Origin of the sequence: Jonquetella anthropi DSM 22815, from assembly GCF_000237805.1 — a bacterium.
In the GTDB taxonomy this organism is placed as follows: Bacteria; Synergistota; Synergistia; order Synergistales; family Dethiosulfovibrionaceae; genus Jonquetella; species Jonquetella anthropi.
Genome location: NZ_CM001376.1, coordinates 960,477 through 984,114, shown reverse-complemented (window position 1 = coordinate 984,114; position 23,638 = coordinate 960,477). Strand labels below are relative to the sequence as shown.

Genomic DNA, 23,638 nt, shown 5'->3' with positions numbered 1-23,638 from the left:
TGCTCGAGAGCGGCGGAGTTCCCGACGACGGGAGGAAAAAGGAGGAACAACGATGACTCTGGTAATTTCTGACGGCATGTCGAAAAGCGCGGCACTGGCCGTATCGCCCGCCTGCCCGTGCTGCGGGCTCGACCTGACGGCGCCGGAGCTGGACGCGGCGGTAAAAAAGCTGTGGGAGCGCGTCGGCCCCCTGCGCATCACGAGCGGAACTCGGTGTCCCAGCCACAACAGGGCCGTGGGCGGCGTTCCCCGCAGCCGGCATTTACGAGGCCGGGCTGTTGACGTCGCCGCTGACTCAGGATTGCTGAGGGCCATCTGCCGGGCTGCGGAAGAGTGCGGCTTTAATCAGATTTTGCCGTATCAGGAAAAAGGATATGTTCACCTTGGAGTGTAGTCCTCGCCGGGGACCGCCAGACGACGAGCGAACCAATCGGTTCGCTCGTTTTGCATAAAAATAAATCCAAGATTGACTTTTAAGGGTAAATAAAGGATAATTCTTCCAGTGACGCAAGTCACAGCTTCTTGCACCGCGAGAGGCAATATTTATTTTTTGGAGGCACACGCGTAATGAAAGGCACTGTCAAGTGGTTCAATGCAACGAAAGGCTACGGCTTCATCACCACTGAAGAGGGTAAGGACGTTTTCGTTCACTTCAGCGCGATCAATATGACCGGCTACAAGTCCCTGGACGAGAACGACTCGGTTGAGTTCGACGTGGTTGAGGGCGAGAAGGGTCCTCAGGCCGCGAATGTGGTGAAGCTCTAAGCTCCGCGTGAGCCCAAGAAGCTGAACTATCGGCGGGTTCTTTTCGGATGTCCGAAAAGAACCCGCGTTTTTTTGTTTTGATGCCTTTGTTTCTCCCCTTGCGTCCACGTTTTTGTTCATTAAAAAGAGGCCGGACGGCTTTTGCCGTCCGGCCTCTTTTTTGTTCGTTCAGACTAGATGAAAGAGGCGGCCTTGAGGATTTCCTTGGCCTTCTCCTCGTTTTTCTTGTTCAGCTTGACGACCGGGCCGGTGCAGCCCATGGAGCTTTCGGCGTAGATGCCGTTTTTCCAGAGCTCGCGCACCGCGTCCTCAATAGCCAGCACGTCGACGCCGTGAATCTCCTCGTCGGTGGGTTCGGCGGCAGGCGCCTTGATTTCCTCCGCGGCGGCCTGAGGCTTGGGAAGGAAGGAGGCGATCACGTCGTCCAAACCGGCGTTCTTCGCGGCGGCCATTTCCTGGGCGACCAGCTCGGGCAGCTTGCCGGAAGCGGCGGCGCCGCAGTAGGCCAGCGCGTTGGCGATGACCGGCGCGCCGCTGGCGCGGGAGATGATGTTGACCACGTGCTTCCAGCCCTCGCCGGCCGACGGGCCGTAGCCCCAGCCAGTGGCCTCGAAGGAACCGCCGGTGGAGAACGACGAGAACATCTTCATCAGCACGTTGCCGGTCAGAGTGTCGCAGACGCAGATGTCGACAACGCCCTGAAGGATGTCGTTGCCCCGGAGAACCGAGCCGCCGTCAGCCCGCTTGCTTTCGCCGAAGGTGATGGGGTAGCCGGCTTCCTGAAGCTTTTTGAGGGCCTTGAAGACCAGCTGGGCGCCTTCGACGTTTAAAATGCCGACTGTGGGGTTCGTCTTGCCGATCGACTTGGCGACTGCAATGCCCAGAACGGTGTTGCGGATCATGGCCTCGACCCGGTTGATGGCGCTGGTGCCGGTCGTCGAAGCGACGATCATATCCCGGCCCAATGCGGGGGTGAAAACCCGGCCGATGGTGGTGACGCCCATGGGGAACGGGTGGTGCATGGCCACGATTCCAGCCACGCGGCCCGAGCCCATCGCGTCGTCCATGGCCTTTTCAAGGTCAACTTCCGTGTCGGGAGTTTCGATCCACTCGAGGTCGTCGTACCCTTCGACCTTCTTGGGGCCGATCATGACGACTTTCAGCCCCCGGTTCTGTTCCATCGCCAATTTGGCCGCCCGAACGGTTTCCATCGGGCCGTGCTCGCTGCCGCAGGCCTGAAGGCCTACTTTAACGCAGGGGCCGCCGCTTTTGGCCGATTCGATGACTTCGGCGAGAGCCTCGCCGATGAGTTTGCGAACGTCAGACATTCGTCGTGACCTCCTTACTTCGTGAGGGAGGTGGCCAGCTCGCTCAGAGCCTCCAGCAGGGTGCTCTTGATATCGTCCTTAGAAACGGCGGTTTCAGCGGCTGCCGGCTTTTCGATGATGAACGACGCGCCGTCGGCTAGGTTGGTCAGACGGGCGAGGAACAGAGATCCCTTGCCGATGATCATCGCCCGGTTGATCTTGCCCTCGGTGATCATGTCGGCGGCCTGTCCGATGAAGGGGGCGCCGGCGGGGATATGGCCCTGCGTGTGGGCGAAGCCCGGCAGGCCCTTTTCCTTGACGAAGTTCATCATATCCTTCTTCTCGACGGCCTTCTTCATGACGGCCAGAGCGGCGATCATCTTGATGTTGGCCAGCGGCACGTTGCCGGCGCCGGCCGGCTCGGTGATTTCAGGAATGTGAAGCTCAGCGCCGAACTTGTCGACGTCGTTGTAGGTCAGGCCGGCTTTCTGAAGCGGATCCCAGGTCAGAACCTGAGTGATGGCCTGAGGAGCGGCGCCGGCGCCGACGGTGTGCTTGCCGAGGCAGTCAAGGCGCATTTCCGCGCTGTGGCCGTCCGGCGGGGTCAGAAGGACGGCGAACGAGCCAAGGCAGTCCTCAAGGGCGGGCATGCCCTTTTTGACGTGGTCGCGGCTGTTCATGTAGAGCTTCGGGATGGCGCCGCCGGCGATGACGATCACGTTTTTGCGCGTGCCAGCAGCCACCTGGGAAGCGGCGGCGATCATGGCGTTGACCGGGCCGGCGCAGAACCCGCGGATATCGCAGCCGGAAGCGTTCGGGCAGCCGGCGATCTCGGCGATGGCCTTGGCGAAGTTGCCGCCGCCGCGCTGGCAGGCGTCGCCTGCAGCCTCTTCGGAGCACTCGATGAGGAAGTCCACGTCCTCGGGCTTCATTCCGGTGTTCTTGAGCAGGTGGAGCAGGGTCAGAACGCTGCCGGCCTTGCTGGCGATGTTCTCCATCAGCACGTGGGGAAACAGGTTCTCGTCGACGCTGTGGCCGGAACGGACGCAGCCCACAACCCGGTCGCCCAGATAGAGTGGCAGGGCGGAGTGCTCAGACGTCTCCTTGGCGATTTCTTCGGCGTCGTGACCGGCTTCAAGGCGGGCCACCATGGCGTCGGTGATCAGCTCATGGGCCTCCAGCTTGGTCTTGACCTCGGCGGCATAGCCCTTCTCGAGCCAGACCAGGTCAAACACGTCGCAGATATCCATCAGCCCAAGGAACTCGTCCTCAGGCATGATTTCGCCGTAGCGGCCGAAGCGGGGCGCGTTGGCAATGCGGTTCTCGTACATCGGCTTCGGCTGGGACTCCAGCGCGTCGATGGGCATGGCGCCGATGTAGACTTGGTTGGGAGCGTAGTCCTTCGCTTCCTCGTAGGTCTGCAGGTGCTTCGGCAGAGCGGCGAGATACTCTTTCTCTCCTTCGCCGGCGGTGTACGGCGTGTTCCCGTAGTGGAACCCCAGCCCAGGAACGTGCTCCAAGCAGTAGGCGGAACCCTTGATGGCAACTCTCGACATTCGACAAACAACCTCCTCATAGGCTTTTGTTGACAGTCTTAAACGGCTGAACATTTCTTGCTGCCGATGTTTCATTATAAATGAAATCTTTCGCAAGGAAAGCGGTATTTATGACTCATCTGATTTTTTGTTATCTTGCCTGTTCCGTCGGCAAACACAAAAAGCTGGCCCTAAGCTTAGGGCCAGCTTTTTTATCAGGTCTTAAATTTTTGCCAACGCGGCGTCCAAGTCGGCGATGATGTCCTCAGGGTCCTCAAGGCCAACCGACAGACGGACGAGGCCGTCGGTGATCCCAGCGGCGTGCCGCTCTTCCGGCGAGTAGGGAGAGTGGGTCATCGAGGCGGGGTGCTGAATCAGCGTCTCCGTGTCGCCCAGCGAGACGGCCAGCGAGCAGACCTTAACGCTGTTCATCAGGGTGCGGCCTTCTTCGACGCCGCCCTTCAGTTCAAAGGAGATCATGGCGCCGAAGTCCTTCATCTCCTTAGCTGCGATGTCGTGGCCCTCGTGGGACGCCAAGCCGGGGTAGTAGACCTTGGCGACCTTCGGGTGCTTGTCCAAGAACTCGGCCACCAATTTGGCGTTGGCGCAGTGGCGCTCCATGCGGATCGGCAGGGTCTTCAGCCCGCGGATAATGAGGAAGGCTTCCTGCGGTCCCAGCACGGCGCCGGTGCAGTCTTTCAATCCGACCCAGCGGATCGGGGAGGCCAGTTCTTTGTTGGTGACGACGAGCCCGGCGATGACGTCGCCGTGGCCGTTCAGGTACTTGGTCGCCGAGTGGACGACCACGTCGGCTCCAAGCTCCAGCGGCCGCTGAAGGTACGGCGTGGCGAACGTGTTGTCTACCACAAGGACGACGTTCTCATGGCTGTGGGCGATCTTCGAGACGGCGGCGATGTCGACGATCTTCAGGTTCGGGTTCGCCGGCGTCTCAAGGTACACCATGCGGGTGTTGGGCTTCATGGCGGCGCGGACTTCTTCCAAGTTCGCCGTGTCGACGAACGACACTTCAACGCCAAAGCGCGTCAGAGAGTGTTCCAGAAGGGCGAAGGTGCAGCCGTAAAGGCACGAGTCGGTGACCACGTGATCGCCGGCTTTGAGCAGCGCCCAGAAGACCGACGCGATGGCGCCCATGCCGCTCGATGTGGCGATGGCCTCGTCGCCGCCCTCAAGAGCGGCAACGCGCCGTTCCAGGGTGGCCGTTGTCGGGTTGCCCAGTCGGGTGTAGATGAAGCCTTCTTCTTCCAGAGCAAAACGGCGTCCGCCCTGCTCGGCCGAGTCGAAAATGAACGTGGACGTCTCGTAAATTGGAACGGCCAGCGAGCCGAAACCGTTTTTCTCTGCCCCAGCGTGGATAGATTGTGTGGCAAACCCAGGAACTTTCATGCCCATGCGAATCCTCTCCTTTACAAAAGATGACGGGTCGGCTTACCCGCGTCCCTCGCAGCGCGTAAGCCGTCCCGAAAATGCTTGTTATTATTATAACATATTCGCCTGTCAGAGCGGCAAAAACGGCACGCCTCCTGGGAGGCGTGCCGTCGTCGGTTTACTGTCTGGCTTGCTGGGGCGTCGTCGCCGTTGCGGAGAAAAGTTCTCTCGTCGTCGGGTAGGGCCACAGGTCGGCGCTGACCCGCGACTCGGCGAAGTTGGCCAGCCGGCGGAGTTCTTCCATAATAGGAAGGGCTTGGTCGGTCAGGACGTCCGCCGCTTCGAGGGCTGGCAGGCCTGGGAGCCGAGCCTTCAGGGCCTCGAGGGCGTCGGTCTGCTCGGCGATATCCGCCCAGCAGGCCGCGAGCTTTTCGCTCTCGTCGTCCCACTTGGCCTGCACCCGCTTGGGCGCGGCGGACACGCCGGGCCGCGCTGACTGGAGAAGCGATATCTGGCGGGCCACTGCCGGCAGGACGCCTTCCCTCATCATGGTGATCAGCACGGAAACCTCCACGGTGAGAGACTGAACGTACTGTTCAACCCGAATGGCGTGGTAGGCCCGGACTTCCCGCTCGTCCATGATTCCGAGCTTGGACAGCAGCGCCAAGTTGGCTGGCTCCAAGTACGAGTCAAGCGCCTCGATGGTGGTCTCTTTCACCGGCAGGCCGCGCTGACGGGCTTTCTCCGGCCAGTCGGCGGCGTAGCCGTTGCCGTCAAATCGGCAGGCTTCGCTTTCGTCGGCAGCCAAGCGGATCGCCGAAAGGGCGGCTTCCTGAACGGTGGCGCCGTCGGACATCCGATTGCTGATGACCGTCGCCATCGCGTCGAGCCCTTCGGCCCACAGGGCCAAGCAGGCGGTCAGAGGCCCGGCGAGGGCCTGAGGGGCACCGACGCCGCGGAACTCCCACTTGTTTCCCGTGAAGGCCACAGGGGACGTCCTGTTGCGGTCGGTCGAGTCGCCGGCCAGCTGAGGAAGACGGGTGAGCCCCAAGTCGAGCAGATGATCGGCCTCGGACTCCTGCAGGTCGTCGCCGCCGGAGGCGATTCGGTTCAGCACGTCGGTCAAGAACGACCCCAAGTAGGCGGTCATGATCGCCGGAGGCGCTTCGTGTCCGCCGAGCCGGTGCATGTTGCCTGCCGAGGCGATGGACGCCCGCAGAAGGCTTCCGTTCCGAGCCATGCCGATCAGGAACGCGGAAAGGAAGGTGAGGAACTGAATATTCCGCGCCCGATTGGACGACGGCTTGAGCAGGTTGCGCCCTTCGCTGTCCCTCAGCGAGAAGTTCAGGTGCTTGCCGCTCCCGTTGGTGCCGTTGAACGGCTTCTCGTGGAAGATGAGCTTCAGGCCGTGCCGCCGGGCCATTCGGCGCATCGCTTCCATCAGCATGTGGTTCTGGTCGCAGCCTCGGTTGGCTTCCGACGGCAGGGGCGCAAACTCAAACTGGCAGGGCGCCGCCTCGTTGTGGCGGGTCATGATGACCGTTCCGAGCCGGTACATGTCCCGCTCCACGTCTTCCATAAAGGAAAGAATACGCGGGTGAATCGAACCGAAGTAGTGAGCTTCCACGTTCTGCGCCTTCGGGGACGGCTGGCCGATCAGGGCCCGGCTGCAGATCGTCAGGTCAGGCCGGCGGGCGGCGGTATCGGCGTCCAGCAGGAAGTACTCCTGTTCGGCGCCCACCGTGACCTGCACGGACTTGACCGACCGGTTGCCGAACATCTTAAGCAGCCGGAGCGCTTGGTTCGTCACTGCGTCGATGCTTTTTATCAGCGGGGTCTTCATGTCCAGCGGCGTGCCGTCGTAGGAGATGAAAACGGAAGGAATGCAGAGCGTGCCGCCCTTGTGGCTCATCAGGAGGAACGCCGGGCTCGACGGATCCCACGCGCAGTAGCCGCGGGCCTCAAAGGTGGAGCGCATGCCGCCGGACGGGAACGACGACGCGTCCGGTTCGCTGCTGATGAGCTGTTTGCCTGAGAACGAGTAAAACGGCTTGGCGTCGTCGTCATACGAGAGGAACGCCATGTGTTTTTCAGCCGTCGCCTCCGTGCGGGGCTGGAACCAGTGAGTATAATGGGTAGCGCCCATGCTGAGAGCCCACTCGCGCATGGCGCAGGCGGCAGCCTCAGCCACGTCGTCGTCAAGCTGTGTCCCGCCTTCAATGGCGTTGACCAGCTTCTTGAACGCCTCTTGGGGCATGTAGTTTTTCATCTTGTCCAAGTCAAAAACGTGAGCGTTGAAAATTTCCATCGGTGTAGATGTTGCGCCCATACGATCAACTCCTTCAGATGTTCTGCAAGATTTCACGTTTATACTCCATTTTGACAGTGATGGCAAGAGTAAAAGCAAAAAATAATAAAAATCACTCGCTAAAAATTAGTTTTGAGTAGTTTTTTGCGTGTCCTCTGTCGGCCAAAAGCGAAGCAGAAATCGACGAAAAAACGTCAGAACGAAGGAATGACCGACAAAAAGACGAATAGGAAGAAAGAATGATAAAATAGCACGAGTAAGGGGGAGTGCCAGTGGAGCGGCGAACCGAAACGCATGAAGAGGAAGGCCGTCCCGGCAGGCTGAGAAAAGTATGCCGTCTTGTCGCTGTCAGCTTCGTTTTTGGCTGCGCCGCGTGGGCGTACTGGGGTTGGCTTCGGGCGACGCAGGACGTTCAGCTGCCGCCGGTGACCTTTCCTCAGCCGTGGGTGTACGAACAGCAGCAGTCGGTTGACGCGCTGCTTTTGTGGCAGGAGCAGCTTCTGAAGTCACCCCGCGACGGGGCTGTTCAGTTGACCAGCGGGGGAGTCGGCGCGGCAGTCGTCGCTGGAGAAGTCGTAGCGACCCTGCTGTCCGGAGGCCAAACGTTTAACCTTAAATCCCCCGGCAGAGGGTTCTTTCTCCCGTGGACTGACGGCATGGAAGGGAACTGGAGCTACCAGAACCTGTGGCCGGGCACCGCGGCGTTTCCCGAAGTGCCTGAGCCTAAGCAGGTTGAAAATTTCAGCGAGGTCGCCGCGGGAAGCATCGTCGGAAAACTGCTCCCGCTGCCTCAACGGCCTCGGGCGCTTTTTTACGTCCAGATGACCGACTTCATGAGCGCCGCGCTGAAAAAATCAAAGGTAACGATACGTTTTGAGCCGAACGGATCCCGTTGGCAGGCAGACGTTCGGGTCGTCCTGCCGGTGAGCGACCTGATGGCTAAAGTGGCGGTGGAGCTGCCAATGTTTCCGCTGTGGATGACTCGGAGCCGGCGGCTTCGTCTGCTCATATGCGCCGGCGAGACCTCTGGATATCTCGTCCCCGAATCGTCCGTCGTCATGCGCCAAGGGCATTGGGGCGTTTACGAGGTGAACGGGAACAGAATTGTCTTCATCCAAGTGACCGGCTGGCCCTTGGGCGACGGGCGCTTTTTCATCTCCGGCGGCCTTCAGCTGGGGAACCCGCTGGTCTTGGACGGCGCGTCAGCGGAGGAGAGGAGAGTCGAAGTATGGTGACGTTTGAGGAACGAATCGGCGAAGTGCTCGATAGGATTTCTCAGGCAGCGGCCCGCAGCGGCAGGAAGCGGGGCGACGTCACGCTGGTTGCCGTGTCAAAGACGAAGCCTCTTGATATGATCATTCGAGCTGTTCAGACTGGGTTGATCACCGACTTGGGCGAGAACAGGGTTCAGGAGGGAATGGAAAAGATCCCCGCGTGGCCTGCCGGCCTGCCGCCGGTCAAGTGGCACCTGATAGGCCAGCTCCAGCGGAATAAGGCGCGCAAGGCGCTGGAGCTGTTCCACTCTATCCAAAGCGTCGACAGCGTCAAGCTGGCCCAACGGCTGCAGGATATCGCGGCCGAATTGGGCGTCAGGCGTCCGGTTCTCCTTGAGGTGAACACGTCGCTTGAGGAGTCGAAAAGCGGCTGCGCGCTCGCCGACGCGCCGATCATCGCTGACGCGCTGGTTCAGTGCGGCCGGCTCGACTGGCAGGGACTGATGACCGTCGGCCCTCTGACCGACGACAAAGACCAGATTCGGCGGTCATTTGCCGCTCTTCGAGACTGCGCGGAGGGCCTTCGGAAACGTACCGGGCTTTCGCTTCCCGTGCTGTCCATGGGAATGTCGGGAGATTACGAGCTTGCTATAGAAGAAGGCAGTACCATGGTTCGCGTCGGGACGGCAATTTTCGGAGCCCGCTGACCGGCGGGAGCGAAGGTATTGAGGAGGAAAAACGATGCTGGAGAAGATTAAAGAGCTTTTCGGAATGAACGGTGAGAACGCCGGGTCCCAGTCGTACCGGGCACAGAAGCGCCGGCAATGGCAGCAGCAGGAGGAAGGAGCTGCCGGGCAGGAACGCCGGCGGCTGACGAAAGACCTTCCGCCCTACGAAGGCGAAAACAAAGCGCCGCAGAACAAAGTGGAGAGCGAAAGCGTCCCGGTTATTTTGGTGCGGGGTGACAACGTGGCGGCGATGGCCGACAACCTGCTGGAAGCGATTCGCTCCGGCCAGATTGTGCTGGTTGACTTCCACGGCGCCGAGCCGATTGCCGCGCAGGGTGTCCTTGACGAGCTGGTAGATCAGGCCCGCAAATGGCAGTACGGCGTGTTCCGGATCAGCTCGGCTACGTTCCTCTTCTGTTCTGCTCAGGGCGTCGTAGAAGAGTGGGTGCCTGACATCGACGGAGCCGTCTATGCAGCCCGTTGAGCTGATGAAGGCTAATGAGGCGGCCAGCGTCGTCTTTGGCCGTTCCATCAGCGGATACAACCGAGACCAAGTGGACGATTTTCTCGACCGTGTCGCCGACTCGCTTCAGGCGTACGCCGAGCTTCTCGCCGAAGCCCAGCGGCGCAACGCCGAGCTGGAAGACCAGCTGTCCGGCAGCAGCGCAGCCGCTGAACTGGAAGACCTGAAGCGGTCGCTGAAGGAAGCCCTGTCGGCCCCTCGGCCGGTCAGCTCGCCAGCCCCCCAGTCCGAGCAAATCGTCGCCGACGCCAGAGCCAAGGCGCAGCAGATCATCGGCCAGTCTCAGGAGCAGGCCGCAAGGCTCGCCGAGCAGGTTCGCGTGCTGACCAACCGGCGTGACGAGCTGCTTTCGGACTGTCGGGCGCTCGTTGAGAGCTTCTCCCGTCTGCTCTCCGAGCAGAGTGTCTCTTTGTGAAATCCAAGCTGCAAGAACTGAGCTTACGAAGTCCCCTGACGGATTTAAAGGGCGTCGGTTCCGCTCGAGCGGACGCCCTTGGCCGTCTGGGGCTTTTTTCGATCGAAGACCTGCTTTATTTTTTCCCGCGGCGGTACGAGGACCGGCGCACTCTCGTCCCCTTAGCGTCAGCAGTTCACGACGCGCAGGGGGCTTTCCGGGCCGTCGTCCTGTCCTGGTCACGGCTTCGCTCGCCCAAAAAGGGCGTGTCAATGCTTCGGGCCAGCCTGAGCGACGGCCAATCGGTCGCCGGCGCGCTCTGGTTCGGCCGTCCGGGGCTTGAGCGGGCGCTTCAAGCCGGGACCGAACTCGCCCTGTGGGGGAAGGTCAATCGGCGCGGAAACCGGGTGGAGCTGATTAACCCGGAGCTTGAAGTTCTCCGCGGAGGGCAGGAGCCGACGATCATCGGGACCATTCTGCCGATTTACCCCGGAACGGCTCAGCTCCCCGACCGGTGGCTTCGCGAACTGGTGTCACGAGCCGTCGATTTTGGCGTCTCCCAGCTGACCGAAACCCTGCCGGAAAGCTTGATCAGCGAGCGCGGCTGGCCGGACGCCAAGACCGCCGTGCTCCAAATGCACCGGCCGACGTCCCGCTCCGGGTGGCTGGCCGCCCGAACGAGGCTGGCGTTTGAGGAGTTCTTGTGGCTTCAGATCGGCTTGGCGCTCCGCCGGGCCGGAAGCGACAAAGAAGCAAGAGCCCCTCGGCTGGACGGGCTGGCTCGTCCGCTCCGTCAGGCGTTTCTCGACCGCCTCGGCTTCAGCCTGACCGATGACCAGCGCCGGGCGACCGCAGAAATTGACGAGGACCTGATGAACCCGGCGGGGATGAACAGGCTCCTTCAAGGCGACGTCGGTTCGGGCAAAACCGCCGTGGCACTTCTTGCCATGCTTCGGGCCGTCGAGTCTGGGAAACAGGCCGTCCTCATGGCGCCGACGCAGGTTCTGGCCTTCCAGCACTGGATGACCGTGCGCCGCTGGCTTGATCCCCTCGGGGTCAAAACTGCCCTGCTGGCCGGCGGGCTCAAACAGTCCGAAAAAGAAGAGATCCTGACCGGACTGGCCGATGGGACGATCGACTTGGCGATCGGCACTCACGCGCTCGTTCAGGAAGGCGTCGACTTCGCCGACTTGGGCGTGGTCGTCATCGACGAACAGCATCGGTTCGGTGTGTTGCAGCGGCGCACCCTGTCGGCCCGGTCGGGCGGTCAGCCGCACCGGCTTGTCATGACAGCCACGCCGATTCCCCGAACGCTGGCGCTTTCGATCTACGGCGATCTGTCCCTGTCGACGCTTCGCCACAAACCGGCCGGACGCCTTCCCATTCGGACCAGCTGGGTGAGCGAGAGCAAGAGGCCCGACCTGCTGAACTGGCTCGAAGAGCAGATGGACGGCGGCCGGCAGGTTTACTGGATCTGTCCGATCATCGAGGAGAGCGAAGAGCTGCCGGTCGCGGCTCTTGAGGCCCGATTCGCCGAGCTGAAAGCGCGATTTGGCGCCGAACGTACCGGCATGCTCCACGGCCGCATGACCTCGGACGAAAAAACGGCCGTCATGGAAGACTTTTCCGCCGGCCGGCTGACGCTTTTGGCCGCCACGACGGTCATCGAAGTGGGGGTCGACGTGCCGAATGCCACAGTGATGGTCATCGAGGACGCCGAACGGTTTGGTCTGTCCCAGCTTCATCAGCTTCGCGGCCGCGTCGGCCGGGGCGACCGTCAGAGCTGGTGCTTCCTGCTGTCTCACGCCGGTGGCCCGTCGGCCGAACGGCTTCGGGCGTTCTGCCGGACCGACGATGGGTTCACCATCGCCGACTTGGACATGTCGCTGCGCGGCCCCGGCGAGTTTTGCGGCGTCCGCCAGCACGGGATCACCGACTTTCGGGTGGCCGACCTCGTGAGGGACGTTCAGCTCATGGAAGACGCGCAAAAGACAGCCAGAAAAATGGTCCAAGCCGGAACCGTCCCGGACGGCCTGATGGAGCAGGTGCGCCGTCGGTATGGAACGCTGCTTGAGCTCGCCGAGACTGCGTAACATGAGAACGACGAGCAGACCGAAGGAAAGCGGGAAAAAAGCGGACGAAACGAACTGGACGGCGGTCTTCTTTCGCCTGACCTCCGTCCCTCGCACGGAAAAGGAAATTCGCCGGCGGATTGCCGAGCGGGGCTGTCCTCCCCAAACGTCCGAACAGCTCATCGCGCAAGGCCAAGCCTGCGGGCTAATCGACGACGACTTTTACGCTCGGGCGTTCGTTCAGGCCAAGCAGGACTGGGGACGGCGCCGCCTTTTTGACGAACTGGCCTCTCGGGGCGTCCGCCGGGAAACCGTTGCCAACGCCATGGAACAAGAGGGCGTCGACGACCGGGCGCGGGCGTGCGCCCTGGCCGTTAATTGGCTGGGGAGAAATCTGTCGCCGGAAAAAGTTTTCGGTCGGCTGATTCGCCGCGGGTTCAGCGGAACTGACGCCAAAGGCGCGATTTGCGCGGCTTTGCGGGAGAAAAACGAAGAGGAATAAAAAGGCCGCCGGATGGGGACGCGAGAAAACGCTCCCATCCCGCGGTCTTTTCTGTTGTCGATTGGTGCAAAAAAGGCTAAAATACACCAGATCTGTTAAGATAATTCCCGAGCCTGCGCCTTGCTTGCCCGGCGCAGGCTTACTTCTCTTCTTCTGATAAATAAACTAAACAGAAGAGACGAACAACTTAATTTATGGAAAAGAGGTATTTTAATGAGTTCAGCAGTTTCAGTAATCCTTTTTGCCGTCGTCGGCCTGATTGCAGGCGGGGCCGTCGGCTACTTTGCGTCGAAGACTGCGGTCAAGGTCGCCGGTAAAGCTCAAATGGAAGAGGCCAAGGCCCAGTCGGAAAAGATCGTCAAAGACGCTCGGCTCGATGCGGATAGGGAAAGACAGTCTGTGCTGACCCGCGCCCGGGACGAGGCGTACTCGCTTCGCCAAGCGGCGGAGAAAGAGGCGAAAGAGCGGCGTCTTGAAGTTGACCGGACGGAGCGTCGTCTGGAACAGAAGGAAGAGAACCTGGACAAGAAACTGGACAAAATCACCCGAAGGGAAGAAGAAGTAAAAAATCGGCTGGACAACTTGGACAAGAAACTCGCCGAAGCCGAAGAGCTCAAGCAGCAGCAGAGCGCCAAACTCGAGGAAGTCGCCGCCCTCAGCCAGGACGCCGCGCGGGAAATCCTGCTCCGTCAAGTGGAAGAGTCGGCCCAGCGGGACATCGGTCTCAAGCTGAAGGAACTGGAAGAGCAGTACCAGAGAGAAGCGGCACGCCGCGCCAGAGAAATCGTCGTCAGTGCCGTTCAGCGCTGCGCCGTCGAGCAGTCGTCCGATGTGGCCGTCAGCGTGGTTCCTCTGCCGTCCGACGAGATGAAAGGCCGTATTATCGGCCGGGAAGGCCGCAACATTCGGGCTTTCGAGACCGTCACAGGCGTAGATCTGATCGTTGATGACACCCCTGAAGCCGTCACCCTCAGCTGTTTTGACCCAATCCGGCGTGAAATTGCCCGCCGAGCCTTGGAGCGCCTTGTGGTTGACGGGAGAATCCACCCGGCCCGGATCGAAGAGCTGGTCGCCAAGGCCGAACAGGACGTCGAAGAATCGGTCGTCGAAGCGGGAGAGCAGGCCGTGCTCGACCTTGGAATCAAGCAGATGCACAGCGAACTCGTCCATTTAGTCGGTCAGCTGCGCTATCGGTTCAGTTACGGGCAGAACGCCCTGCAGCACAGCTTGGAAGTGGCCTACCTGTCCGGCATGATCGCCAACGAGCTGGAGCTCGACGAGGAAATGGCGCGCCGAGCCGGCCTGCTGCACGACATCGGCAAGGCGGTGGACCACAAGATCGAAGGCCCTCACGCCCTGATCGGTGCCGACTTGGCCAAACGGTATGGCGAGTGTCCGGAAGTTATCAACGCCATCGGCGCGCACCACGAGGACATGGAAGTCAAGTCGATTTACGACGTCATTGTCGCCACGGCGGACGCGATCAGCGCGGCTCGGCCGGGCGCCCGGCGCGAGAGCTTGGACGCCTACGTCAAACGGCTTGAAAAACTGGAGACGCTGGCAAAATCATTCAAGGGCGTCCAGAAGGCCTACGCCATTCAGGCTGGGCGCGAGGTCCGAATCATGGTGGCCCCGCAGGTGCTCGACGAGGCGTCGGTCGCCAAGCTGGCCTACGACATCGCCCGGAAGATCGAAGACGAGCTCAAGTATCCCGGACAGATCAAGGTGACCGTCATCAAGGAAATCCGCGCGTCCGACCTAGCAAAATAGGCGGCGGCCGTGAAAGTCATCTTCATCGGCGACGTCGTCGGCTCGCCGGGGCGGCGCCTGCTGGCTGACGCCCTGCCGGCCCTGCGCCGCGCCCACGGCGCCGACTTCACCATCGTCAACGGCGAAAACGCCGCCGGCGGTCACGGGCTGACCGCTAAAATCGCCGCGGAGTTTTTCAGCTTGGGCGTGGACGTCATCACGTCGGGCAATCATATTTGGGATCAGAAGGAAATATATGCGTTCTTAGATGAAGAGCCGCGAGTCCTTCGGCCGCACAACTACCCGCCGACGGTTCCCGGAACGGGAATCGCCCGGATTGACAAGGGAGACGGCCGAAAACTGGCGGTGCTCAACCTGCAGGGGCGCGTCTTCATGCCCCCGACGGACTGCCCGTTCCGTATAGCCGATCAGGCCCTTGATTCGTTGGCCGGCTGGCCGGTCTTCGTCGATTTTCACGCCGAGGCCACGTCCGAAAAGAAGGCCATGGGCCACTACTTGGACGGCCGCGCCATCGCCTGCGTGGGAACTCACACCCACGTTCCAACTGCTGACGAGACAGTTCTGCCAGGCGGGACCGCGTATCAGACCGACGCCGGCATGACCGGCTCGTTCGACAGCTCGCTGGGCTGTACTTGGGACTCGGTCCTGCCCAAATTTCTCACCGGGCTGCCGAGCCGCTTTCAGGTCGCCGAGGACGACCTTCGCCTCTGCGGTCTCGTCGTGACGTACGACTCTCAAATGCTCGTCGCCACCGACGTCCTTCGCCTGATGGTTAAAGACGGCGACGTCTCAAGCCTAGAGGGTTAAATAATTTTCAATTAAAAGGCCGGCAGGAGAAATCCTGCCGGCCTTCGCGTTAACCTTCGTGTGGCTTGCCGCTCAATTATGTTGCGGGACGGCTTCCGACTTCTCGGCCTCGTCGTGACGTACAGGCCTCAAATATTCGTCGCGGTCGACGTTCATTGTCTGACCGTTAAAGAGCTGTGCCGTCTAAAGCGTGAAGTGTTTGATAGCCTTCGCACAATACTGATGGCTTTTGCATTATGCTTCTTCCGTTATGTTGCCGCCTGATTGGGGCCGCAAAGAGGATCTTCGTCTCCTCGGCCTCGTCGCGACGCACAGACCTCAAATATTCGTCGAGACCGACGTTCTTTATCTGATACTTAAAGACGATGACGCTTCCAACATGGAATGTTCAATAGCCTTCAATCAAAAGGCCGGCAGGGGAAACCTGCCGGCTTTGCGTTAAAAATTTCTCGATGCTTCTTGCGCGGGGCTGGGTACTGAAAGCGGCATTCACCTTGCGGTTCTGTTGCGGCTTATTCCATCAAACCTTTGCAGGCCTCGGCGTCGAGGCTGAGGCTGCGGAAAGATTGGCCCAGCGCGAGAAGCTAATCGCGTTTGCAGATGAAGACAACAGGCGAAATACTGCTAACCTTTGCAGTAAAAAAGTGTTGCAGAGAAAAAACTCCACTGGTATAATATCTGTATCTTGGATATATTCAGAAAATTTAAACTCGCTGAATTGCTCAAGGGGAAACAGAGGAACTTCGTCAGAAGGGGAGGATATTATGTCTCAACACTCAGGAACACGCGAACAATGGGGAAGCAAGATAGGTTTTATTCTGGCGGCCGGTGGTTCAGCTGTTGGTCTCGGAAACATTTGGAGATTTCCATACGTAGCTGGTAAGTACGGCGGTGCCTCGTTCATCCTGTTCTATCTTTTCGTGGTGTGCGTCATCGGCTTTACCGTCATGCTGACCGAGATGGCGTTTGGAAAGCACTATCAGCTCAGCTGTGTTTCTGCATTCCGGCAGTACAAGGGCGGCAAGTTCACCTTCATGGGCGTCATCGTCACCCTGATCGGGACGTTTATCCTTTCGTACTACATGGTGATCGGCGGCTGGACGATTAAGTACATCGTCTCATCCCTCTCCGGGCTCATGGGAGAAGCGGCGGCCGGCCATTCAGGAGATTTGTTCGGCGCGTTTATCTCTTCTCCGAACCAAGTTCTGCTGTACCACGTGATCTTCGTGTTGCTCACATCGCTCATCGTCTTCGGCGGCATCAAGGGCGGCATCGAGCGGGTCTGCAAGGTCATGATGCCCGCGTTGTTCGTCATCCTTCTCGTGATGATCGTTCGCTCTCTCACCCTGCCGGGAGCGAGCAAGGGGCTTGAGTTCTACATGCTGCCCGACTTCTCCAAACTGACCCTTGAGGGTTGTTTGGCAGCCATCGGGCAGGCGTTCTTCTCCCTGTCGCTCGGTATGGGAATCATGATCACCTACGGCAGCTACGTTAAAAAGGACGAGTACCTGCCGTCGGCGGTCGCGCAAGTCTGCGTGATTGACACGCTGGTGGCCGTCCTCGCCGGATTCGTTATTTTCCCCGCGGCGTTTGCGTTCTCCATTGAGGTCAACTCGGGGCCCGGCCTGACGTTCATCACCCTGCCGTCTATCTTCGCCAAGATGCCCGGCGGCGCGATCTGGAGCACCCTGTTCTTCGTCCTGTTCTTCTTTGCGGCCATCACCTCGTCAATTTCCCTTCTTGAGGTGCCGGTGGCCTGCTTGATCGACACCATGAAGATGTCTCGCAAAAAGGCGACGGTCGTCGCGACGATTCTCGTGTTCGTCCTCGGCGTGCCGTCTGCTCTCGGCCTTGGAAGCCACGCTTTCGATATCGCCGGCAAGGGATTCCTCGACTTTATTGACTTCATCACCAACAACATCGGTATGCCTGTCATGGCCGCTCTGACGTCGCTGTTCGTCGGCTGGCTGATCCCGAAAGATATCCTACCGGAGCTTGATAGTACGACGCGGGTTTTCACCCACAAAAACCTGTGGCTGTTCTGCGTCCGCTTCGTCGCGCCTGCGGTCATTCTCGTCATCTTCGTTACTGGCCTTAAATGGTAAGTTTTTTCTCCGATTGACGAAAAATTGTTCTATGGCTTAGAATAACCAAAGTTGACGGGAAGTTCCTTTTCTGTCGGCGACCATTTTTTAGAGGAGATGGTACACGATGGCCGTTGAACTGACCAAAGATACGTTTGAAGAAGCGATCGCGAACAGCGCCAAGAAGCCCATGTTCATGGATTTCTGGGGCCCCAAGTGCACGCACTGCCTTGCCCTGATGCCCAGCGTCGAGAAGCTGGCCGAGAAAGTGGCCGACAAGGTTGACCTGTGCAAGGTCAACATTTCCGGCAACCGCCGGGTCGCCATGGCCCTCAAGGTGATGAGCCTTCCTTCGTTCCTGTTCTTCAAGGACGGCAAAGAGGTTGAAGACCTTCGCCTGACCGGCGACACGGTAACCATCGAGCAGATCGAGGCGAACGTCAACAAGATCATGTAATTGTAGCTGCCGGGGCGATTGCCCCGGCTTTTTTTATGTCTTGACGCCAACCTTCTTTAGGCAAAAAGATGAAAAAAGATAGCAAAAAATAAGGCGGTTTGCTGTTTTCCCCTATGGTCATTTTGGGCCGATAGGGTATAATGACAATATAAATTCATGAAACAGTTCTAATTCCTTTCCGTTTTGTTTTACTCAGGGTCGAAGAGACGCTGAATTGTAAAGGCGAGGCTTGAACTGGCCTGGAAAGCGGAAGTTCCATGGAGGCAAGATGGCAATCCAGTACGTTTTGGTGACCAACAACCCAAAAATTGAGTGCCCTGCAGGCGACAACGTGCGGCTTCAATTTGTGAACGATTGCTCAAACAAGGTGCTGATCGCTGGCCGCGATCTGCTCCACAAGGGGTGGCACCTGATGAACCACCCGCTGTACGGCAACTTTCGTCCGTATCAGCAGCCGTTCCGCACGCTGCTTCTCCGGGAGGGGCGGTCGGGAGAGGCGTTTGACGAGTACGGGCTGAATCTGTTGGAAAACGCCTTGGACGTGTACGCTAACTGCGGCCGGCCTCACGTGACGCCGCAGAACTGCTTCCCCCGGTTCTTGGACGACTACCAGACCATCGATCGGGAGCTGATGCAGGAAACCTTTATTAAATGCGGTTTTCACCGATAAGCGAGGTTGTTCGCCGCCTTCCGGTCTGAGACGGGAGGCTCGACAATAAAAGCCGGCGCTTTTTTGGTTGGGAAGCGTCGGCGGCCGAGGAGATCTTCGGCAGGCTTTCCGTAGGAGAGCCAATCCCAGAAGGGGGGAGTTACATTGAAACTTGAACTCCACAAGGTAAGAATCAACAAAGTAGTGTTCGGAGATGCCTTCTCTGTGAAGAACGGCACTCTGACCATCTGCAAGCAGGCCCTGATCGACAACATTAAGGACGACGAGCGGCTTGCCTCTGTGGATGTGGAACTGGCCCATCCGGGCGAGAGCATCCGTATCGCTCCTGTCAAGGACGCGATTGAGCCTCGCTGCAAGATCGAGGGAACCAACGAAGTGTTCCCCGGCTGGATCGGCGACGTGGACACCGTCGGCGAGGGCAAGACCCTCGTTCTTGAGGGCGCAGCGGTTCTGACGACCGGCCGGCTGATCGCTCCTCAGGAAGGCATCGTCGACATGACTGGCCCTGGAGCTCCTTACACTCCGTTCTCCCAGACCTGCAACATCGTCATGGTCCTTAACCCGGTTGAGAACTTGGAGTTGCACAGCCGCGAGGAATCCTGCCGCCTTGCCGGGCTGAAGACTGCTACCTTCATCGCTCAGAAGATCAAGGAAGCCGGATTCGCCGCCGACAAAGTGGAGACCTACGAGTCCAAGCCGTACCGCGAGGCGCTGGCTGAGTACCCGAACCTTCCCAAAGTGGCGTACATCTACATGCTCCAGACTCAGGGCCTGCTACACGACACGTACGTCTACGGCGTGGACGTGAAGAAGGTCATCCCGACGATGATCAACGCCACCGAAGTCATGGACGGCGCCATCTGCTCGGGCAACTGCGTGTCCGCCTGCGACAAGAACAGCACCTATGTCCACCTGAACAACCCGATCATCAAGAGCCTGTACGAGCATCACGGCAAAGACCTGAACTTCATCGGCGTGGTCATCACCAACGAGAACGTCACGCTGGCCGACAAGAAGCGCAGCTCCAGCTACGCGGTCAAACTGGCCAAGACGCTCGGCGCCGACGCGGTGGTCATCTCCGAAGAAGGCTTCGGCAACCCGGACGCCGACTTGGTTCTGAACTGCTGGAAGTCCGAAAAGGCCGGCATGAAGACCGTCCTCGTCACCGACGAGTACGCGGCCCGCGACGGCGGATCCCAGTCTCTGGCTGATACGACGCCTTACGGCAATGCCTGCGTCACCGCCGGCAACGCCAACGAGCCGATCGTCCTGCCCAAGCTGGATCACGTCATCGGCGACATCAGCACCGTGGCCAACCAGGCCGGCGGCTTCGTCGACACGGTTCGTCCGGACGGTTCGCTGTTCTGCGAGCTTCAGATTATCACCGGCGCCACCTGCGAGCTGGGCTTCACCAAGAACGGCGCGGAGACGCTCTAGTTAGCAAGGAGGGTTAAACATGGGAAAGCTGGCTGGAAAGAAGCTGGTCTTCCTCGGCGAGCGGGACGGCGTCCCGGCTCCGGCGATGGAAGCCTGCTTCAAAAACAGCGGAGCCGAAGTGGTATTTGAAGCCACCGAGTGCTTTGTCTGAACGGCAGCTGGAGCCATGGACCTGCAGAATCAGCAGCGCGTTAAAGACGTTGCTGAGAAGTACGGTGCGGAAAACGTCGTCGTGATTTTCGGTTCTTCCGACGCAGAAGGCGCGGAGATTTACGCCGAGACCGTGACGAACGGGGATCCCACCTATGCAGGACCGTTGGCCGGCGTCCCGTTGGGACTTGCCGTTTACGATATTTTTGAAGAGGAAATTCGGGCCGAAGCCGACCCCGCAGCTTGGGAAGAGAACATTTCCATGATGGAGATGGTTCTTGATCCTGAGGCGCTTGCAGCGGCCGTCAAAGGCATTCGCGAACAGTACTCACAATACACTCTGTAGCACCTTTGACGTGAAGGAGGACTATGAATGACTTACAAAGTAGTTCACTACATCAACCAGTTCTTCGCTGGCATCGGCGGAGAGGAAAAAGCTGACATCGCTCCGGAAGTTCGTGACGGTCTTGTCGGCCCTGGTGCCGCTCTGAATGCCGCCTTTAAGGGCGAGGCTAACATCGTTGCCACCATCATCTGCGGCGACAGCCATTTCGCCGAGAACATGGCCGCCGACACCAAATTTGTCCTTGACACCGTGAAAAAGCTCGGCGCCGACGCCTTCGTGGCCGGTCCGGCCTTCAACGCCGGCCGGTACGGCACCGCCTGCGGCGCCGTCTGCGATGCCGTTTCCAAGGAGCTGGGCATCCCCGTCGTGAGCGCCATGTACGAGGAAAACCCGGGCGTCGACCTGTACAAGAAGAGCATTTACATCGTCAAGGCCGCCGACAGCGCCCGCGGCATGGGCAAGGCTGTTCCTCCGATGGCTGCGATTCTGCTCAAGCAGCTGAAGGGCGAAAAGCTTGGTTCGCCGGCAGCTGAGGGCTACATCGAGCGCGGTATCCGCAAGAACAAGTTCTACGAGGAAGTCGGTGCCGAGCGCGCCGTTCGGATGCTCGTCAAGAAGCTGAAGGGCGAGGAGTTCGAGACCGAGTACAAGATGCCCGTGTTCGACCGGGTGACGCCTCGTCCGGCTGTTAAGGACATGGCTCACGCCACTATCGCTCTGGTCACCTCCGGCGGCATCGTGCCGAACGGGAACCCGGATCACATCGCTTCGTCCAGCGCCCAGAACTACGGCGAGTACGACATCGACGGCGTCATGACGCTGAAGGGCGCCTACGAAAGCGCTCACGGCGGCTATGACCGGACCTACGCCAACGAGGACGCCAACCGCGTCCTTCCTGTCGACGTGCTCCGCGATCTGGAAAAAGAAGGCAAGATCGGCAAGCTGTACCGTTACTACTATGCGACGGTCGGCAACGGCACCGGCGTGGCTAACGCCAAGCGCTTCGGCACGGAAATCGGCCAGAAGCTGCACGGCAAAGTTGACGCCGTTATCCTCACTTCCACCTGAGGCACCTGCACTCGTTGCGGTGCAACGATGGTCAAAGCTATTGAGGAAAACGCCGATGTTCCTGTCGCCCACATGCTGACGATCGTCCCGATCTCCCTCAGCGTTGGCGCTAACCGTCTGATCCCCACCGTGGCAATCCCTCACCCCCTGGGAGACCCAACCAAGAGCCCGGAAGAGGAAAAGAAGCTTCGTCGTCATTTGGTCGACAAGGCCATCAAGGCCCTGGAAACCGAAGTGACCGAGCAGACGGTGTTCAACGACTAGTATTTTGCAGTGTTTTAAAGCCCGTTGCGCTCAGACCGCAGCGGGCTTTTTTGCAGAACACCCTCGGGCCAAACGGCGGAGGGCAGAGCTAGTAGCGTCCCGGCAGACTAGTTTTTCCGGGCACGCCGGTCTTTGAGTGACGCAAACCGAATGCTTCAATCTGCTGAATTTGTCGCCGCGGAGAGCCGTTTTATTTTGCTTTTCGAATTTGTTAGACAAAAAGCATAAAAGGCGTGGACATTTTTCATATTTTTTGCTAGATTATATGAGAAGAGTTTCACACCTTGTGCGAAAGGAGCAAAGAGGAGTTCGGCAAGCGTTGAAAGTGCTGCAAAAATCTTTCAAACACTGGAGTGATAGTTTATGGAGAGGTTAACGGCAATCGTCACAAACATTAACAGCTACGTCTGGGGACTGTACTGCCTGATTCCGCTTCTTTGCGGCACTGGACTGTACTTCACCCTGCGGCTGAAGTTCGTCCAGATTCGTCGGTTCAACATTGCGTGGAAGAACACGTTCGGTGGCCTGAACCTGTTCGGCGAGCGGGCCGGCAAGGACGGCATGAGCTCGTTCCAAGCTTTGGCAACCGCCATTGCCGCGCAGGTCGGTACCGGCAACTTGGCCGGCGCCGCAACGGCTATCGCTTCCGGCGGTCCGGGAGCTATCTTCTGGATGTGGATCGCCGCGTTCTTTGGCATGAGCACGATTTTCGCCGAGGCCGTCCTCGCTCAGACGTTCAAGGGCAAGGACGCTTCCGGTCAGGTGGTCGGCGGTCCGGCGTACTACATCAGCAAGGGGCTTGGTAGCAAGTTCTTGGCCGGGTTCTTCGCCATTGCCATCATCATCGCTCTGGGATGCGTCGGCAACATGGTGCAGTCCAACTCGATCGCCGACGCGATCCACAACGCGTTCCCGTCGATCAGTCGGCTTCACATTGGTATCGTCGTGGCTATCCTTGGCGGGTTCATTTTCTTCGGCGGGCTTGGCCGCATCGCTTCCGTGACTGAGAAGGTCGTCCCGATCATGGCCGGTCTGTTCCTGCTCGGCGGCCTTTACATCATCGTGACCCATCTGAGTCAGATCGGTCCGATGTTCAAGATGATCTTTGAAGGCGCGTTCAACCCGGCGGCTGCGACCGGCGGTCTGATCGGCGCCACTGTGAAGGAGTCCATCCGCTACGGCGTCGCCCGCGGTTTGTTCTCCAACGAAGCCGGTATGGGTTCCACGCCTCACGCTCACGCTGTGGCGAACGTGAAGCACCCGGCCGACCAAGGCTTTGTGGCGATCATGGGCGTGTTCGTCGATACGTTCCTCGTCCTGAACATGACCGCGTTCGTCATTTTCGTGACCGGCGCCCTTCCGATCGGCGCGGCTGGCAACAACGGCGTGGTGCTCAAGGGTATTGCGCTGACTCAGAAGGCGTTCGAACTTGGTCTTGGCAGCTGGGGCCTGCCGTTCATCGCCGTGTGCATGTTCTTCTTCGCGTTTTCTACCATCGTCGGGTGGTATTTCTTCGCCGAGCAGAACATTCGTTACCTTTTTGGGCCCAAGGGGCTTCTCCCGTTCCGCGTTCTGGTCATGATTTTCATCGTCTACGGCTCTGTCATGACGTTGGATCTGGTCTGGGAGCTGACCGACTTCTTCAACGGCTTGATGGTGTTCCCCAACCTGATCGCCTTGATCGGTCTGTCCAAGTTGGTCTCCAAGAGCCTGAACGAGTACGACGAGCAGAACCGTCTGAAGGCTTAAGACAGTTTGAAATCAATTTGCTCACTGAGCGCCGGCGGTTTCGCCGGCGCTTTTTCCTCCCCGTCCTCTCTGCGTCGGCGAACCGTCATTTGGCGTTCCTGC

The 23,638-nt window shown here is 59.5% G+C and carries 21 protein-coding genes; 17 read left to right on the top strand and 4 right to left on the bottom strand.

All coding sequences use genetic code 11. The features are described 5' to 3' along the window. The first annotated feature begins 52 nt into the window (after positions 1-52). Together JONANDRAFT_RS04515 and JONANDRAFT_RS04510 are read left to right on the top strand one after the other, a co-directional pair. Positions 53-394: a YcbK family protein gene (locus JONANDRAFT_RS04515; protein ID WP_008522954.1), complete on the top strand. Its 342-nt coding sequence runs from the start codon at positions 53-55 to the stop codon at positions 392-394. Positions 395-567: 173 nt separating this feature from the next. Next, positions 568-765: a cold shock domain-containing protein gene (locus JONANDRAFT_RS04510; protein WP_008521330.1), complete on the top strand. Its 198-nt coding sequence runs from the start codon at positions 568-570 to the stop codon at positions 763-765. A 173-nt stretch (positions 766-938) separates the two neighbouring features. Here JONANDRAFT_RS04510 and grdD read toward each other — a convergent pair whose 3' ends face one another. The 4 genes from grdD to JONANDRAFT_RS04490 all read right to left on the bottom strand — a co-directional run bounded on the left by grdD (position 939) and on the right by JONANDRAFT_RS04490 (position 7,322). After that, entirely contained in the window at positions 939-2,093 is a 1,155-nt protein-coding gene (gene grdD, locus JONANDRAFT_RS04505; RefSeq protein ID WP_008521329.1) for a glycine/sarcosine/betaine reductase complex component C subunit alpha, read from the bottom strand. A 14-nt stretch (positions 2,094-2,107) separates the two neighbouring features. Further along, on the bottom strand, positions 2,108-3,628 hold the full coding sequence (gene grdC / locus JONANDRAFT_RS04500) for a glycine/sarcosine/betaine reductase complex component C subunit beta (protein WP_008521327.1): 1,521 nt from the start codon (positions 3,626-3,628) through the stop codon (positions 2,108-2,110). A 201-nt stretch (positions 3,629-3,829) separates the two neighbouring features. Then, complete coding sequence (megL, locus tag JONANDRAFT_RS04495) at positions 3,830-5,017, bottom strand: methionine gamma-lyase (protein WP_008521325.1); 1,188 nt, start codon at positions 5,015-5,017, stop codon at positions 3,830-3,832. Between the two features lie 154 nt (positions 5,018-5,171). Beyond that, positions 5,172-7,322 (bottom strand): glutamine synthetase III, encoded by a 2,151-nt coding sequence (locus JONANDRAFT_RS04490; protein ID WP_008522953.1) that lies wholly within the window; start codon positions 7,320-7,322, stop codon positions 5,172-5,174. A 251-nt stretch (positions 7,323-7,573) separates the two neighbouring features. Here JONANDRAFT_RS04490 and JONANDRAFT_RS04485 point away from each other — a divergent pair, with 251 nt between their 5' ends. The 15 genes from JONANDRAFT_RS04485 to JONANDRAFT_RS04405 all read left to right on the top strand — a co-directional run bounded on the left by JONANDRAFT_RS04485 (position 7,574) and on the right by JONANDRAFT_RS04405 (position 23,536). Next, positions 7,574-8,536, top strand: coding sequence for an efflux RND transporter periplasmic adaptor subunit (locus tag JONANDRAFT_RS04485; RefSeq protein ID WP_008522952.1), 963 nt, complete (start codon positions 7,574-7,576; stop codon positions 8,534-8,536). Next, complete coding sequence (locus tag JONANDRAFT_RS04480; RefSeq protein ID WP_008521321.1) at positions 8,530-9,222, top strand: YggS family pyridoxal phosphate-dependent enzyme; 693 nt, start codon at positions 8,530-8,532, stop codon at positions 9,220-9,222. Before JONANDRAFT_RS04485 ends, JONANDRAFT_RS04480 begins: the two co-directional genes overlap by 7 nt. A gap of 34 nt (positions 9,223-9,256) precedes the next feature. After that, the gene (locus JONANDRAFT_RS04475) at positions 9,257-9,727 is read left to right on the top strand and encodes a hypothetical protein (protein ID WP_008521320.1); all 471 of its coding nucleotides are present in this window, start codon (positions 9,257-9,259) and stop codon (positions 9,725-9,727) included. A 4-nt stretch (positions 9,728-9,731) separates the two neighbouring features. After that, entirely contained in the window at positions 9,732-10,181 is a 450-nt protein-coding gene (locus JONANDRAFT_RS04470) for a DivIVA domain-containing protein (RefSeq protein WP_233417386.1), read from the top strand. Then, a complete protein-coding gene (gene recG, locus JONANDRAFT_RS04465) occupies positions 10,178-12,253 on the top strand; it encodes an ATP-dependent DNA helicase RecG (protein WP_008522950.1) in 2,076 nt (691 codons plus the stop codon). Before JONANDRAFT_RS04470 ends, recG begins: the two co-directional genes overlap by 4 nt. Position 12,254: 1 nt before the next feature. Then, positions 12,255-12,734: a regulatory protein RecX gene (locus JONANDRAFT_RS04460; RefSeq protein WP_008521317.1), complete on the top strand. Its 480-nt coding sequence runs from the start codon at positions 12,255-12,257 to the stop codon at positions 12,732-12,734. Positions 12,735-12,947: 213 nt separating this feature from the next. After that, on the top strand, positions 12,948-14,504 hold the full coding sequence (rny, locus tag JONANDRAFT_RS04455) for a ribonuclease Y (RefSeq protein ID WP_008521316.1): 1,557 nt from the start codon (positions 12,948-12,950) through the stop codon (positions 14,502-14,504). Positions 14,505-14,513: 9 nt separating this feature from the next. Then, on the top strand, positions 14,514-15,311 hold the full coding sequence (locus tag JONANDRAFT_RS04450) for a TIGR00282 family metallophosphoesterase (protein ID WP_008521315.1): 798 nt from the start codon (positions 14,514-14,516) through the stop codon (positions 15,309-15,311). Positions 15,312-16,075: 764 nt separating this feature from the next. Further along, positions 16,076-17,416: a sodium-dependent transporter gene (locus JONANDRAFT_RS04445; protein WP_008522947.1), complete on the top strand. Its 1,341-nt coding sequence runs from the start codon at positions 16,076-16,078 to the stop codon at positions 17,414-17,416. 106 nt (positions 17,417-17,522) lie between these two features. Further along, positions 17,523-17,852, top strand: a complete 330-nt coding sequence (locus JONANDRAFT_RS04440; RefSeq protein ID WP_008521310.1) for a thioredoxin family protein — start codon at positions 17,523-17,525, stop codon at positions 17,850-17,852. A 229-nt stretch (positions 17,853-18,081) separates the two neighbouring features. Beyond that, a complete protein-coding gene (locus JONANDRAFT_RS04435; RefSeq protein ID WP_233417385.1) occupies positions 18,082-18,522 on the top strand; it encodes a GrdX family protein in 441 nt (146 codons plus the stop codon). Positions 18,523-18,666: 144 nt separating this feature from the next. Next, the gene (locus JONANDRAFT_RS04430) at positions 18,667-19,959 is read left to right on the top strand and encodes a glycine/sarcosine/betaine reductase component B subunit (protein WP_008522946.1); all 1,293 of its coding nucleotides are present in this window, start codon (positions 18,667-18,669) and stop codon (positions 19,957-19,959) included. Positions 19,960-19,978: 19 nt separating this feature from the next. Beyond that, positions 19,979-20,455, top strand: a complete 477-nt coding sequence (gene grdA, locus JONANDRAFT_RS04420; protein ID WP_008522944.1) for a glycine/sarcosine/betaine reductase complex selenoprotein A — start codon at positions 19,979-19,981, stop codon at positions 20,453-20,455. A 27-nt stretch (positions 20,456-20,482) separates the two neighbouring features. Next, on the top strand, positions 20,483-21,787 hold the full coding sequence (grdB, locus tag JONANDRAFT_RS04415; protein ID WP_021776026.1) for a glycine reductase complex selenoprotein B: 1,305 nt from the start codon (positions 20,483-20,485) through the stop codon (positions 21,785-21,787). Between the two features lie 363 nt (positions 21,788-22,150). Then, positions 22,151-23,536 carry an alanine/glycine:cation symporter family protein gene (locus tag JONANDRAFT_RS04405; RefSeq protein WP_008522942.1) on the top strand — a complete coding sequence of 462 codons (1,386 nt, stop codon included), beginning with the start codon at positions 22,151-22,153 and terminating at the stop codon, positions 23,534-23,536. Positions 23,537-23,638: the final 102 nt, after the last annotated feature.